Annotated in this window: 13 protein-coding genes; 3 read left to right on the forward strand and 10 right to left on the reverse strand. The window is 40.1% G+C overall.

Annotated elements, in window-relative coordinates; all coding sequences use genetic code 11:
* The 5 genes from BLT94_RS03965 to BLT94_RS03985 all read right to left on the reverse strand — a co-directional run bounded on the left by BLT94_RS03965 (window position 1) and on the right by BLT94_RS03985 (window position 4,892).
* Window positions 1–258 carry a dissimilatory sulfite reductase D family protein gene (locus tag BLT94_RS03965; protein WP_014956083.1) on the reverse strand — a complete coding sequence of 86 codons (258 nt, stop codon included), beginning with the start codon at window positions 256–258 and terminating at the stop codon, window positions 1–3.
* Window positions 259–351: 93 nt separating this feature from the next.
* Entirely contained in the window at window positions 352–1,500 is a 1,149-nt protein-coding gene (gene dsrB, locus BLT94_RS03970) for a dissimilatory-type sulfite reductase subunit beta (RefSeq protein ID WP_014956082.1), read from the reverse strand.
* 15 nt (window positions 1,501–1,515) lie between these two features.
* Complete coding sequence (gene dsrA, locus BLT94_RS03975) at window positions 1,516–2,841, reverse strand: dissimilatory-type sulfite reductase subunit alpha (protein ID WP_014956081.1); 1,326 nt, start codon at window positions 2,839–2,841, stop codon at window positions 1,516–1,518.
* Window positions 2,842–3,036: 195 nt separating this feature from the next.
* Window positions 3,037–4,215 (reverse strand): hypothetical protein, encoded by a 1,179-nt coding sequence (locus BLT94_RS03980; protein ID WP_092230671.1) that lies wholly within the window; start codon window positions 4,213–4,215, stop codon window positions 3,037–3,039.
* A complete protein-coding gene (locus BLT94_RS03985) occupies window positions 4,215–4,892 on the reverse strand; it encodes a tetratricopeptide repeat protein (protein WP_014956079.1) in 678 nt (225 codons plus the stop codon). Before BLT94_RS03985 ends, BLT94_RS03980 begins: the two co-directional genes overlap by 1 nt.
* A gap of 318 nt (window positions 4,893–5,210) precedes the next feature.
* Between BLT94_RS03985 and dapA the strand changes: the two genes are divergently transcribed.
* Complete coding sequence (dapA, locus tag BLT94_RS03990) at window positions 5,211–6,245, forward strand: 4-hydroxy-tetrahydrodipicolinate synthase (protein WP_014956078.1); 1,035 nt, start codon at window positions 5,211–5,213, stop codon at window positions 6,243–6,245.
* A 66-nt stretch (window positions 6,246–6,311) separates the two neighbouring features.
* On the opposite strand, the gene BLT94_RS03995 is transcribed toward dapA, so the two are convergent.
* Window positions 6,312–7,109, reverse strand: a complete 798-nt coding sequence (locus BLT94_RS03995; RefSeq protein ID WP_014956077.1) for a YkgJ family cysteine cluster protein — start codon at window positions 7,107–7,109, stop codon at window positions 6,312–6,314.
* A 234-nt stretch (window positions 7,110–7,343) separates the two neighbouring features.
* On the opposite strand from BLT94_RS03995, the gene galU reads away from it, so the two are divergent.
* Window positions 7,344–8,216, forward strand: coding sequence for a UTP--glucose-1-phosphate uridylyltransferase GalU (galU, locus tag BLT94_RS04000; protein WP_014956076.1), 873 nt, complete (start codon window positions 7,344–7,346; stop codon window positions 8,214–8,216).
* Window positions 8,217–8,222: 6 nt separating this feature from the next.
* Here galU and BLT94_RS04005 read toward each other — a convergent pair whose 3' ends face one another.
* The 3 genes from BLT94_RS04005 to BLT94_RS04015 all read right to left on the reverse strand — a co-directional run bounded on the left by BLT94_RS04005 (window position 8,223) and on the right by BLT94_RS04015 (window position 12,781).
* Complete coding sequence (locus BLT94_RS04005) at window positions 8,223–8,801, reverse strand: lytic transglycosylase domain-containing protein (protein ID WP_245742937.1); 579 nt, start codon at window positions 8,799–8,801, stop codon at window positions 8,223–8,225.
* Window positions 8,802–8,901: 100 nt separating this feature from the next.
* On the reverse strand, window positions 8,902–9,303 hold the full coding sequence (locus BLT94_RS04010; RefSeq protein WP_245742938.1) for a hypothetical protein: 402 nt from the start codon (window positions 9,301–9,303) through the stop codon (window positions 8,902–8,904).
* A gap of 40 nt (window positions 9,304–9,343) precedes the next feature.
* Complete coding sequence (locus BLT94_RS04015; protein WP_092230674.1) at window positions 9,344–12,781, reverse strand: UvrD-helicase domain-containing protein; 3,438 nt, start codon at window positions 12,779–12,781, stop codon at window positions 9,344–9,346.
* 197 nt (window positions 12,782–12,978) lie between these two features.
* On the opposite strand from BLT94_RS04015, the gene BLT94_RS04020 reads away from it, so the two are divergent.
* Window positions 12,979–13,974: a thioredoxin family protein gene (locus BLT94_RS04020; protein ID WP_175530260.1), complete on the forward strand. Its 996-nt coding sequence runs from the start codon at window positions 12,979–12,981 to the stop codon at window positions 13,972–13,974.
* An 85-nt stretch (window positions 13,975–14,059) separates the two neighbouring features.
* On the opposite strand, the gene BLT94_RS04025 is transcribed toward BLT94_RS04020, so the two are convergent.
* Complete coding sequence (locus tag BLT94_RS04025; protein ID WP_139168973.1) at window positions 14,060–14,899, reverse strand: hypothetical protein; 840 nt, start codon at window positions 14,897–14,899, stop codon at window positions 14,060–14,062.
* Window positions 14,900–15,208: the final 309 nt, after the last annotated feature.

The following is a 15,208-nucleotide window of genomic DNA, read 5'->3' on the forward strand; positions in this document are numbered from 1 at the left end:
CTAACTTTCGCCTTCTGAAGAATGCTGAATACCACCGCCTTTAAGGCCATACATGGTTGTACTTCCTGAAGACCAGAATTCGAGTTCGCCTGTTTCCACCATTTTATTAACAACTTTTTTAATCGCCCTGGGTTTATCATCCGGGAAAATCTTATAAAAATCTTTAATATAAAATTTTGATTTAGTTTTAGCTTTTTTTGTCAGCCAGTCCACAACAGCTTTGGTTGCAGCTTCGGTATTGTCAAGAAGTTCACTCATTTTCATACTCCTTTGAAATGAAATGGTTCAGCCGGAGTGCAAATACACTCCGGCCTATACGACTTTATAAGCAACTATCGTTCAAAACTATTCTTAGAATTTGAACTGAGTTGACTGACGCCAGCTCATGTATGCCTGCTGACGGAAATCATCAATCAGGTGATGTGTGAACTCAAGTTCACATGCTTCAAAGAATTTTTCCCATCCGATTCTCTCAGCCCAGTCACCCAGACGCTCGTATTTATTGGCACCTTTGGCATAGGCTTCAACCATTCTGGTGATAGCAGCTGTCATGGAAGGCCATCTTGGCATTTCATTGGGCAAAAAGCCAACAACAACTTTAGAAAATTTAGGATCGGAAATCCTGTTGGAAACTTTACCACCTGCCATAAGAACAATACCATCACCTTCTGTATCAGCCAGAGGCATGGAAGGACACATGGTGTAGCAGTTACCACAATACATGCATCTTTCATTTTTAACAGAAACAGATTTTACTTCCGTGCCGTCAGCAAGAGTCTGTTTTGAAGGTTTGATTGCTGCGGTAGGACAAGCAGAAACAGCCAAAGGAATTTCACAAACTTTATCAAGATATTCATGATCCAGCATTGGCGGTTTTCTGTGATATCCGAGGATAGCGATATCAGAACAATGAACTGCGCCGCACATATTCAGGCAGCAAGCCATGGAAACTCTAAGATGTGCAGGAAGTCTCATGTCCTGGAAGTCAGCAAACAATGCGTCCATTGATGCTTTTACAGTACCGGAAGCATCTGTTGCAGGTGTATGGCAGTGAATCCAGCCCTGGGTATGAACGATATTTGTGATACCGGCACCTGTTCCGCCGATGGGAAACTTAAAGGAACCACCATCAAATTTTCTGGATGCCAGATCATTTTTCAAGGGTTCAAGTTTATCTTTTGAGTCAACCATGAATTCAACATTATTACGGGTAGTGAAACGAAGGTGCCCGTCACAATGTTTGTCAGCAATTTCACAGATCTCATTGATATGGGTGGTACTCATCAAACGCGCACCACCAACTCTTACTGTATATACTTCATCTCCGGAATCAGCAACATGAACGAGGACGCCCGGCTCAAGGATTTCATGATGAGACCATTTGCCTTTATTTTTTGCGATCACTGGAGGATAAAACTCATTATAGTCTCTGGGGCCGATGTCAGTGATTCTGTTTTCCATCGGTTTTTTGGGATCATAACCCGTAGAAATAAATGCCATTATAATTCTCCCTTTTTATCTTTGATGGTGTTTTCTGTATTCTTCAACATCACGTTCCCAGCCGCCGGTAACCTCATCCTCTTTCCAGAAGATATACGGGTTGGTTCTCGGATATTGTACATGCTGAGGCATTGCTTCGATACCAGTTACTTCAAGAAGTTTCTGGAATCCCTGACGCATGATCAGCTCACCAAGTCTTTCACGGTTTTTACCTTCTTCCATCCACCAATCCCAAATATTTTCAATGACTTCTGTAATTGCTTCATAATCATTGTCAGGATTAACTTCAATAAACGGAACCAGCAGAGAACCCATCTGAGCACCATCAAGAATAGGAGCTTTTGCACCGCAAAGGATGGAACATCCTGTTTCTTTACCGATTTTAAGAGCTTTTGGCATTACATTGATACAATGCATGCAGCGAGTACAATTGGCATTGTCAATGGCTAATTTTTTATTTTCAAACTTCATGCATCCGGTGGGGCAAAGCGCAATAACTTCTTTTTCAATGTCAAAAGGACCCCAGTCTCCGCCTTTATGGGCACCGGCGTTGGCAGGATATGCAGCGTCATTTTCAACATATTTGTTGACTGCATCCTGATCAATCCGGATATCATCTTTCCAGGTTCCGATAAAAGACATGTCGGAACGGGCAATAGATGCTACGCAGCAGTTGGGGCAGCCATCAAGTTTGAATTTAAACTTGTACGGGAAAGCAGGACGATGAAGCTCATCTTGATATTCGTTAGTCAAAAAGTGAACCAGTGCATTTGTATCATAGCATGCATATTCACATCTGGACTGGCCAAGACAGTCAGCAGGTGTTCTCAGGTTGGAACCTGATCCGCCAAGATCCTGATTGTAATCATGTGTCAGTGTCCAGAAAACTTCTTCTAACTGAGGAGTAGTTGTTCCCAGAAGAATGATATCACCGGTTGCGCCATGCATATTGGTAACACCGGAACCCCTGAAGTCCCAAAGGTCGGTCAATTTTCTAAGATAATCAGTTGTATAATACTTACCTGCAGGCTGGTTTACACGCATTGTATGAAAATGCTCAACACCTGGAAATGCCTGAGGCTGATCACAATATCTACCGATAACGCCACCGCCATAACCAAAAACACCTACGATACCACCATGTTTCCAATGGGTTCGTCCATGCTTGTAAGAAAGTTCCACAATCCCAAGAAGATCGTCTACACAATCCTGGGGAATCTGGAATTCCACGCCTTTTTCATTTTTTGCTCTGACTTCAGCCTGCTGTTTCAGGTCAGAGACAAAGCTAGGCCATGGGCCGGATTCTAACTGATCCAGGAAAGGAGTTTCATGCTTAGCCATTTACTTACCTCCATTAATAGTTAATTTACATTCAATCAATAATGAAAAATTTATCCAAACTTTTCATTCAATAGTCTGATATGTTGTTATTCCAAAGACTTAAAAAATCAACGTCTTTTTCTTGAAATCACCTTAAGCAAAATAACATTGCAGATATAAAATTTCTATTTCAACATGTCAATAAAAAAGGTTTTTTTAAAACCCACTAAAAATTACATGCAAGGTCCGACAATGGGATTCAAAATTTTCTTTTATCAATGCAATTTCTTCTGAATTGGATTGATAAGATTCTAAAATATTTTCCATAATGCCCATAACCTGTTCAAGGCTGAATTGCTGGAAAAATGCTATAAAAATCAATCTTAAATTTCCAAAGCCACAAACAGCTGATTTCTCGTCTAATGCATGCAAAAAGCCTTCCACAACCGGCTTTATCATGTTCTTTCCAAGCATAACGGTTTGACCCGTGCCATTCAATCGGTCAAGGCGCATCCTTAAAAGCAAATTCAGAAAAAAAAGCAGCAGAGACGGCAAAATATGCTCTTGCTTATCTTTTTCATCCGCACCAAATTCCGTTAAAGGCGAATATCCTCGCACTGAAATCAAGCGGACATGAACCTTACCAGCCTCCTGCCTGACAATAAAATCCCCGGCAGCATGATGCCAGGGAAAAATCTGATCAAAGGTTTCAATATCATAGTAACAAGTCAGTATCCGGGAGATTTCCTGATAAATAGGAAAAGCTGCTACTTCAGAAATATAATGGCACTTGCCGTCGGATTCCCATATCACGACTTGTCTTATGCCATGGTCTTGTGTGGCATGAAACTCTTTATAGCCGTCAAACCACTCTCCTAAAAAAAATCCAATCCTGCCTTTATCAGTGGTTATAACATCAACGCCAAACACCATAGGAAGATGGCGTTGTACATAATGAGTCTTGTTCAGGCGGGATATGATTTTATACTCATTTTCCAACAATGACAGACCCGATTTTGACACTGCACCGTTCAGAACAAAACAACATTCAGGAAAACCATGAACTACAACCTGAATTTTCAACGGATGATAAAAAGCACCGTGCTTTTCAAGAAACACAACGATCCTGTCAATTTGCCCAGTCAAAACAGACCTTTTACAAACAACCTCAAGGCCTGCTTTTAATATTGAAAAATTATTTTCCGATAAAAAACGACAGGAGGCTAAAAAATAGTCACCAATAGTTATAACAGCATCTTGCAGTTTTCTTTCAGAAGGAGTGTCGCTTGAAAAACCGGTATTTTTTCCTGACAATGGAAGTTCCCACAACTCAGAACCTGGCAAGACCTCTTTTTTTTCACCGGACAAAAAAAAGCAAAACAAATCAGGTTCCATTATGCTTTTCTGTGTGGCGCAAGCTCATCTTTTAATTCCCGGGCAACTTCAAACCCAAGCTCTTCAGCCTTGTCACAATGGACAATCGCTTTATCAAATTCACCGGTCTCAAGATAGGCCACGGCAAGATTGTTATGGGCAATTGGAAATTCAGGCTGCACGTTAAGGGCTTCAAGATTTGCTTTGATCCCTTCCGGTACAAGCCCTTTCATAAAATAGGCAGTCCCCAGGGTTGCATAGGCCTGGACAAAATGCTTGTTATGAATAATGGCTTTTTTGAGATTTTTAATGGCTTTATCCACCTTTTCTTCATCTTCCTTTGAATCTTTTCCATCAACCAGTTGAAGAAGGACAAATGCCATATTCGCATAGCCTTCCGCAAACCCGGCCCGTGCCTTTGTGGCACGCTGGTTATACCGGTAGCACCCTTCAAGATCTTTTCTTTGAAGACAGATACCGCCCAGAAGAACGTAGGCCTCAGCAAGAGTTGGACTACAGTCAATTGCGTCATGAAGGACTTTTTCAGCCTCTACATACTCCTGCTTTCCCAAAAGAGCCACAGCCAGGTTATAATGGGTTGTACCGCATTCAGTATTATGGGTAATCTGACTTCTTAATCTTGCAATATGCTCATCCGCATCTTTCGGCAGATTTTTCCCTTGATCCGTATTGGTCATTGATCTTATCCTTAGATTTAATTTTATTAAAAGTCCAAATCTTAAATTACATGAAAGCCTTTAAAAATCCAAACAACGACTTTCAAATTTTGTTGTGGCCAAACCCAGGATGACCAGATTGTAATATAAAATGGTCAAGCCTGCCTGTGGCAATCATTTAAAACCTTATATACTATTTCTGATACAACTTTGTGTCAAGACCCCTTTAAAATAATCACCAATTTTAATTTTGGCTTGAACCAAGCCAAGAGTTGTGATAGCACCTGAATCTAGGAAAATCCATTTAGAAACAATTTATTTACATGCCAGGAGTAAAATATGAAGCCAGGGTGCTATACAGCATTAATTACCCCTTTTAATCAAGCAGGAGAACTTGATCAAAAGGGACTTGAACAGCTTATCAACTTTCAGATTGAAAATGGTATCACAGGAATACTTGCAACAGGAACCACTGGTGAAAGCCCGACATTCAAATGGACGGAACACGATGACGTAATTGCCCAGGTTGCCAAACATGCAAAAGACAAATGTCTCACAATTGCCGGAACAGGAAGCAATAACACCGCAGAAGCTCTGGAAGCTGTGGGCAATGCTGCAAAAAAAGGGATTGATGCAGTCCTTTTGGTGGACCCTTATTACAATGGACCCAGCTCCCTTGAAATCAGAAGGGAATACTATGAGGTCATTGCCAAGCAATTCCCGGATGTAAATATTATTCCTTATATTATTCCGGGCAGAACCGGTGCGCAGATGCTGCCCCAGGACCTTGCCATCCTGGCAAAAAATTTTTCAAATGTATCCTGCGTAAAAGAAGCAACAGGAAATATTGAAAACATGCAACTTACCCGTAAATTTTGCGGCAATGACTTTAAAATATTCTCAGGGGATGACGCCCTGGTTTATGACGTGATGACTGATCCGAAAATCAAGGCATGCGGAGGGATTTCAGTCATGTCCAACATTGCCCCGAAATTTATGACTCAGATGATCTTGCAGCTCAACCAAGCAGATACAAACGGAGCCATGAAAATCCAGCAGGCCTTAAAACCACTGCTTGACCTTGTGGTAGTTACCACACAAGAAGATTCCGAGTTCGGACCCGTCACTTGCAGGGCAAGAAATCCTCTTCCATTAAAAACTTTGATGCAGTTATTGGGCATGCCGTCAGGTCCCTGCCGCAAACCCTTGGGAAAAATGACCCTCAAAGGCTTTCAAATCCTTTTGGATGCCGCAAAAAGCGTCCAGGCCCATAACCCGGAAATTTTTGAACCGGTTGCGTCATTTTTTAATGTAAACATTGAAGAGCGGTTGAACGACACCAAATCCCACGCAAGTCTCTGGTATACTTATTAAATAAAATTCAAACAGGCCATTTGCATTGCAATATGGCCTGTTTGAAAAACACTTGAACCCGATTTCTTACTGTTTATTTTTTTCTTTTACCTTAAAGTTTTCCCGTCCTGTTTGAAAAAAGCCAGCTTTAAGCCATTCAAATCCAAACTGCAATAATGAGATATCATCTTTTTTAATTTCTTCAATTTTTTCCTTTGGAAAATCATATCTTTCAAGAAATGTGCTGTTAAAAACAAAGTTCCTGAACTTGTCGATATTATAGCAAACCATAAAAAACATCTTTTTGCTTTCTTCGGTAAGTTTCATACTCAGCGGCAATGATTTTTTCCTGACAATCAGTTCCATCCATCCGTCATTTACCTTGTCACGAAGATCAACGCCCTGATCAGCTCTCCAGTCTGCAACAGTCCATTCTTTGTTTTCATCAAACCCCATGCAATGATCTTCTTTCACCGTGAAAAAAAACTCATCTTTTTCGCCTTTTTCACCGGAATAACTTAAAGACCCGACTCCCAACGGATAGTATCTGCAGGTTGTGGGGCGGTCTTCATATATGACACATCCGTCCTTGTCTTCCACAAAAGGACACGATTTTCTCTCATCATCCAGAAGTTTAAGCGTTACCACGGGAAGATCAGCCTTTTCAAGAATCTGTGGGTCCGTAAATACGGCAAGAAATTCCTCGGACGTCAAATCGAGTTTTTTGCGCATGGTTAAAATATCGTAGGGGGTCAGCATAATATCAATTCCCCGGCAGCAGTCGGTAAAACATTTGACGCCTTTATGGCAATTAAACCGAAATTTACTTTGCAAGCTGAGTTGTTCCGGTGGTATTCCAGATGTTTTCTGGGTTGTATCAGTCATTAGAACTTCCTTCTCTAAAATTATCATGATCGCTTAAGGATATGAACCATACAAAAAAAAATCAATAATGTCAAACCATTACAAACTTTACAACTCATCTTAATAATACGAATATCATACATATTCAATCAAAATAAATTTGACATATGATTGAATTCAAAATAAACAATAAAACCATATCATAAATGTTATACTCGCTGATCATGACGCACGAAATCATCCAAAGGAGTTTTCATGAAAATCAAAAAGGCTGTTTTTCCGGTAGCAGGACTTGGCACGAGATTTATCCCCGCAACCAAAGCCATGGCTAAAGAGATGCTCACTGTTGTTGACAAACCCATCATCCAGTATGCGGTTGAAGAAGCCTTTGAAGCCGGCATCGAACAAATTATTTTTGTTACGGGCCGTGGGAAAAAAGCACTTGAAGACCATTTTGACAGGTCTTATGAAATAGAACACGCACTACAGGAAAAAGGCAAAGACGATCTTTTAAAACAAATCCAGGAACTTGTTCCCAAAACAGGCAACATTATTTATACCCGTCAGCACCAGCCTTTGGGCCTGGGTCATGCCATATTGTGTGCAAAAGATATTGTCGGAGATGAGCCGTTTGCAGTACTTCTGGCTGATGACCTTATCCAGACCGACAAACCCGTTCTTTCCGAAATGGTAAAAAAATTCGATCGGTTACGGGCATCCATGGCTGCGGTCATGGAAGTGGAAAAAGACCAGACAGACAAATACGGCATCCTTGATGCCCAACAGGTGGAAGAAGATATTTTCCGAATCGACGATATGGTGGAAAAACCAAGTCCGGACCAAGCCCCTTCCAACCTTGCCATTATAGGCCGCTATATCCTCACCCCCAAAATTTTTGAATATTTAGAAAAAAAAGAAAAAGGCGCGGGAGGAGAAATCCAGCTTACCGATGCCATGAAAACCCTTCTCAAAGAACAGCCGATCTATGGATATAAATTTAAGGGAACACGCTTTGACTGTGGAGATAAAGCAGGATTCCAGATGGCAAACCTGTCATTTGCCCTTGAAAGACCGGACCTGAGAGACAGGCTGATAAAATTCATACGAGAAATTCAAAAAAAATATTAGGCACACTCAGGAATTTTTATACTGACTATAAATTTTCATCACTTTTCTGACATAATTTTGTGTTTCTTTGTAAGGGGGAATCCGCTGATACTTATCAACAGCCTGTGGCCCTGCATTATAAGCTGCAAGCACCAGTGGAAGTTTATGCTCGTAGCGCGTCAACAGCCGCTGAAGATAAAGGGTTCCCCCCATGATATTCTGCAAAGGATTAAAAGGGTCTTCCACAAAAAGGGATTTGAAATTGGCCGGCATAATCTGCATGAGGCCTTTGGCACCTCTTTTTGAAACAGCCCTTTCGTTAAAGTCTGATTCTGCTTTAATAACCGCCTTAATCAATGAAAACTCAACGCCATATCTTTTTTGGGCTTTCTTGATAAACTCATCATATTTGCGAATATAAGCCCGAGGGTTTGTTTTTTTGGGTTTTTCTTTGATGTATACTTTGTAATCCGTTGATGTGGGGACATTTGTAAAATGGATAATACCGCTGCCGTCAATATACATATAGATATCGCCGGCAGCATTGCCAGCACAAACCATGCAATAAAAACAAATCCATAAAAAAAGGCCTGTTTTTTTTACCATTTTCCCCAATTTATATGAAAGTCTTAAAAAATTCACACAGAGACTTTCAATCTTTGTTGTGGGCAAATCTTAAATAAAATACCAAATATGCCCATGGCAGTTATTTGTTTTTGTCTTTGTATGCTTTTAAGATAAATTTTCCCGGAAACTTGGAGTTTGCCACATATTTTCCCAGATTGTCCAGAAAGGTTTTGACAAGCGCGTCAAACACATCGTCTTTTTCATGATCCATGATAAAGTTGCGCTCAACCCTGTATTCATACATTGCATTGCCACCCAGAGTCGCCAGGATATCTTCAAATTTAAACTCAGACAGGGGTTCATCAGAAAACAGATCTTTTTTGATTTTAATATCCATATTCGCCTTCATGATAACCACATAAGCATCTTCACTAACTTTTCTGGACCAATCCGATATCACAAGGGTCTGGTTGTTTTCCAGTTCAATTTCCCTGACTATTTTTTCTTTCACTATCTCTTTTGCAACTATTTTAGATTCCATTTTTATCCTGCATTTTTCAATTCCATCAATTAAACCATAATCAAAACAATTCCAGTTGTTTTGCTTTCTTTTTAACTGACAATTTAACAGGCGCTTTTTCCACCTGTGTCAGTTTTGCTTCAATATCCTCAATAAAAAAAGATCGTTGCCTTTTTTTAATGGTGCCAAATATGCGTCTTTTTTTTGCATAAGTCAAACAAAGAATGTCCATGGCCCGTGTCATGCCGACATAGAACAGACGACGCTCTTCTTCAAGATCATCTGTGTTTTTACCATCCCTTGCAAAAGGGACAAGCCCTTGTTCACACCCCGCAACAAACACAACCGGAAATTCAAGCCCTTTGGCAGCATGCAGAGTCATTAAAGAGACTTTTTGCGTATTAAACTCAAGTGTATCCTCATCCTGGTTCAAGGCAACCGCATCCAGAAAACCCCTTAAATCATCGTTAAGAATCCCGATGGATAAAAGTTTTTCAAAAATTTGGTTTGTTTTATCATTGCTTTCAATGATCGGTTTTAAATCCGCCTTTTCAAACAAAAGCCTTAACCCTGTTTCAGTGTCACACTGCATAATCTCCTCTTGAAGGCACTTGAGCTTTTGTGCAATCATGACAATGTTTTGTCTTGTTGCAGCTTTGATCCCGCTGATATCTGTTTGCACAAATTCATCCAGAATATCCTGATTTGTTTTGCAGGCGTCATTATACGCTTTATGAAAAATTTCTTTTCCTTTTTTACCCAGCCTAACGCCAAAATGATCAAAAACGATCTCAACGTCTATAAAGCACTCATTTTGGGACATGATCCTGCAAAGACTGATCAATTGCCGGATGCCTTCAATATCAACCATATTTTTTTTATCGGCTGCCTGAAAAGGAATACCCTCTTTTTCAAACACATCAATAAAAATCTCGCACTGTTTTCGTGTTCGATAAAGAACGGCAAAATCTGCAAAACAATAATCTTTTGTTTCGTCCTGATCGGTCTTGCCCGCGTCCATTGAAAAAAAAGAGGTTCCCCCCACAAGATTTTCAATCATCTTGCCAATGGCTACGGCCTCTGCCCTTTCCGTGGCAGTCTCTTTGATGATCAGTTTTTTTTGACTTTCCACATCTGAAAAAACTTTAAATTTTTCCTCATTGTCCAAAGAGTTGCTGATCATTTGAAAAGACGCGTCAAGAATAGTCTGGGTGGACCTGTAATTTTGAGTCAGCAAAATTTTTTCACATCCGGGAAAATCATCTTCAAATAGTTTGAAATATTTATTGTCCGATCCTCTGAACCCGTATATGGACTGATCCGGATCACCAATCACAAAAATATGATTATCTTGTGATATCAATTTGACAAACACATACTGTCCAAAATTCAAATCCTGGTATTCATCAATAAAAATATATTGATACTGTTTGCGGACACTTGCCAAAACATTTTCTTCGCAGTTGAGCATGTTTATTGTCATTGCCATCAGATCTTCAAAATCCGCCACATTATGCTCTTTGCAAAGAACCTGGTAGGCTTGATAAATTTTTTTAAAGGATTCTAATTCACCCTGGTGTACGAATTTTTCAAGGGGTATGAATTTTTCAAGATCATCCTCCGGCCCCAGCAAGTTTTGTTTGCACAGACTGATCAATTGATCTGTTTTGTTTACCTGACCCTTTTTACTGTTTTCTTTCGTAATTTCAATACTTTCCAAGGACTCTATGGCTTCTTTGACCAGCGAAAGCCTTATTGGATCATCAACAATAACAGCATCAAATGCCTTGTACTCTTTTAAAAGCTTAAGGCAAAAAGAATGAAAAGTTGCCGCCAGAACAGGTGTTTTGGCTTTGGTCATATAATTGTCCATGCGCTGTCCAAGCTGTGTTGCCGCTTTATTGGTAAATGTCAGGGCAAGGATGGACAAAGGATCAATATTTTTTTTGGATATCAGCCAGGCAATTTTTGCAGTCAAAGTTCTGGTTTTGCCCGTACCTGGTCCGGCCTGGATAACCACGGCCCTTGCAGATGATTCAACCGCCTTTTGCTGTTCAGGATTCAGACCGGCCAACAGATCCCGGTTATGATTTGCGGGTCTTGTTTGTCGGGGCTTTTCTTTATTGTTTTGATTTTTTTCATTATTTTTCTCAGCACCCGGCTTTTTAACCACTGCCTTTGCATTTTTTTTTGCTTTTTTGGCAGGAAGCTTAAACAAAAGATTGTTGTCTCCTTTTAAACGTTTTTTTTCCTGCCTGGAAAAAAGGTTGACCTTCCCGTATTCGCCGTCATAACCGGGATCAATGTTGACATCCCCTGTTCGCATCTTTTGTACGGCCTCTGCCAGCAGGGGTATGTTGGCGGTTTTTATCTCTTCAAAAGATTTATCCAGAAGGATGCCAAGCTCCGGCCCAAGATTTTCAATGGCCTTTTGATAATATGTTGCCACTTTTTTGGTTTTAGGACCCACCTCAAAAATTTCCGAAAGCATATCAGCAAGAGGAATAATGCTTTGATATCCATGCCGATTTTCCGGCACATACCCTTCCGGTCTTTGCGACAGTTCCTGGACCCGGTTGAGTACTCCATAGGTAACCTTTTTACCGCATTCGGGACAGATGCCGTCAATCTGGTCGGTGGCGGCGGGATTCAGACAGATATTGCATTTCCTGTGGCCGTCATAATGGTATTTGCCCTGGTGGGGAAACATATCCAAAGTACCCTGGTAATGTTCAAGATCATTTTTTTCAAGAGCCTGGCGCATATGAAAAAAACTCAACTCCGTGTCAAACACGGATGCATTGCGTCCCAGATATCCTGGGGAATGGGCATCTGAATTGGACAGCAGACGGACATTGTCCAGATCCTTGATCCGCCAGTTCATGGGAGGATCGGAAGACAAGCCTGTTTCAACGGCAAAGATATGCTCTTTTAAAGAACCAAAACACTCTTCAATGGAATCAAATCCCGATTTTGACCCGAACATGGAAAACCAGGGGGTCCAGATGTGGGCCGGCACAAAAAAACCCTTGTCATTGACATCCAGCATGATGGCAAGCAGGTCGGCTGCATCCAGTCCCAGTATGGGACGGCCGTCGGATTTAATGTTACCGATGGCATCCAGCCTGGCATTGAATTTTTTCACACTGGCAATATCGGGAAAATAGACCAGGTTATGGTTTTTCCTCACCCGGTCGTCTTTCTTGTAAATATTGCTGATCTCGGTCTGCAAAATAAACCGGACAGGGTTCCGGCAATTTTCAGAAACGGTTTTGTCGATATCCCTTGCAATCTCTTTTTTCAGGGAAAACATTCCCGGCTCGGTTTCTTCAAGCTTGGACTCAATCTCGTCAATCCAGGCTGGATAGGTAAAATCCCCGGTTCCGACAACCGTAATGCCTTTCATCTGTGCCGTATAATAAAGATTTTCAAAATCAAGATTTTTGGCCGTAGCCCTTGAATACTTGGAGTGAACATGAAGGTCAGCAATAAATTTCATTTTTTCTGCCCGATTATAGATCAATATAAAGGTTAAAATCCGGTTACAGGTTCAATAATTACATGATTTGCCCTTAATTTAAAAGCATGAATCTGCTAAAGAAGAGCTGTCACCCCTGCAATAAAAATAAAAGGGATTGCAATGCACCGTATTCAAGATATACATCTAACCTTATACAATCAAATGGAAGGCTTACTATGAACATATTTGACACAGCATCCAAAACCTTGATCCAAACCTGGGATCAAACAATCAAAGAACCGGTCAAGATAAAACTGATCGCCACGGATCACGCTGAGAACTCTCAATTTGCAAATTTTACCCGCCAGATGGCAGATGCCACATCAAAGCTGGTCATTGAATCTGAGAAAGGAGAAAAAGACCTGCCGGGGTTCTTGCTCAAAGAGAACATCATCTATTCAGCCCTTCCCCTAAAAAAAGAACTGGACCCGTTTCTTGACGCCCTGTCACAGGTCAACGGCACCCCACCCATGCTGGCCCAATCCGACCTTTCCGAGAATGTTCAAAGCACACTTGATAAAATAGACATCCCGGTGCGGTTAACACTTTATATTGCTCTTGAGTGCCCCCATTGTCCCAATGTGGTCAGAACTGTCATCCCCATTGCGTTGAATTGCAAAAACATAAATCTTCATATCATTGACGGCAGTTTGTTTAGTGAAACCGCACAAAAAGACGGCGTCATGTCAGCACCCTGCCTGATCCTTGATGATGATTTCAGATGGACAGGAAATGTTACGGCAGATGAAATTGTCAACATGATAGTGGGACGTGATCCGTCACACTTAAGTGCCGGAACCCTGAAAAACATTCTCGAACAGGGAGACGCATCCTGGATAGCCCGGCAGATGATTGAAAAGCAGAATATCTTTGACGCCTTTATCAAGCTTTTGCTGCATGACACATGGTCGGTCAGGCTGGGGGCCATGGTAATCGTGGAGGAACTTGCCGAAACCGACCCGAAACTGGCTGCCCGTCTGTGCCCCGTTCTGATCAGCCTGTTTGATGAAAAAGAGATTTCCGTACAAGGAGATATTCTCTATGCCCTGGGAGAAACCGGAGACAAAAAAACAACAGAATGGATCAAAGAAAAACTTGCCGCGCTGGACCATCAAGACTTGGTTGACGCTGCCAAGGAAGCTTTGGAAACCCTGGAGGACAAGAATGGATAATCCCCTGCCGGCAAACTCTTTGATCTGTTTTATGAAAAGTATGCCCGATTTTTATAATCAAAAAACAAAGCAGTATTGTTTAACCTTATATTAGAATTTTTGTTAAAGATTCGAGAATTTCATTTGTGGGATTGTCTAAACTTGTTTCATCAAATTTTACAGATGTTATAAATTTTGATGCCCTTTTTCTTCTTTGCAATCCCGAAATTTTAATAGAAATATCGCCACCGCCTTCTGCTGCATAGTCGACAAGACTTCTGATATTATCATTTTCCTGGTTTATATCTAAAGCATTACCATTGAAACTATTGAGTTCCAAATTTATTTTATGCGAATTTGTAAGCTTATTAATTTTTCCCAAATCCAAGCTTAATATTTTTGATGTTTCCGTCATATCCGATGATATCAATTCAAATTTCAGAGCGATTATCTCCTCTTTGTATTCATTGATTAGTTCCCAAAATTTATTTTTTTGAAATTTTGCATCTACATGCATAACAAAATCGTATTTATATAATTGATCCTGAATAGCATCCTTTATTAAATTAGCAACTACCTGAGTACTGCTAAAGGCCTTTCTGTTTATAGATATGGCTATTGTTTGAATTTCAGGATGATTATTTATAATAACTGTAACATGAGGCCAATCATCCAAACTTTCTTTGTCAAAATCAGGTTTATTGTTTTCTATCTTTTTTTTAGCACCAATTTTTAGAATATGCCAATCGTGCTTTTCATATATAATTTTCTGTCTTGTAGACAATTTTTTATGTTTGATTTCAGGAAAATCAGCTAAAATTGTTCCCAAAAATTTATTTTTATTTTTAATAAGAGTTTCAATATTTTCAAACAAGTCTAATTGTATATTGCGACTCTTAGAAAGCAATTGAAATCTATATAATTCGAAAGTTTTGTTTATTTTCACAATATTGCAACTCACTATTATTAAATATATTTATGCTAACCAGTTGTTAACAGTCCATTTTCCTCAATATTTTTTTAAAATTCCATTATCAAGAAAAGGCAAACATATCTCATTCCACTCCAGCCGTCACCTTAAAATCAGAAAAAAACCCTACTTTTTCATTTTTTACAGCTAACCATCCTATCGTTAAAAGACAAATTAATTGATTGATTTGTCCAAAACATTACCATATAAAATATAGATAGATATGGTATTCAAATCTGAATCACCTTGCAAACAAGGGATTTGTCATATGCGATCAGCAGAACG

Origin of the sequence: Desulfobacula phenolica (assembly GCF_900105645.1) — a bacterium.
Lineage (GTDB): Bacteria > Desulfobacterota > Desulfobacteria > Desulfobacterales > Desulfobacteraceae > Desulfobacula > Desulfobacula toluolica.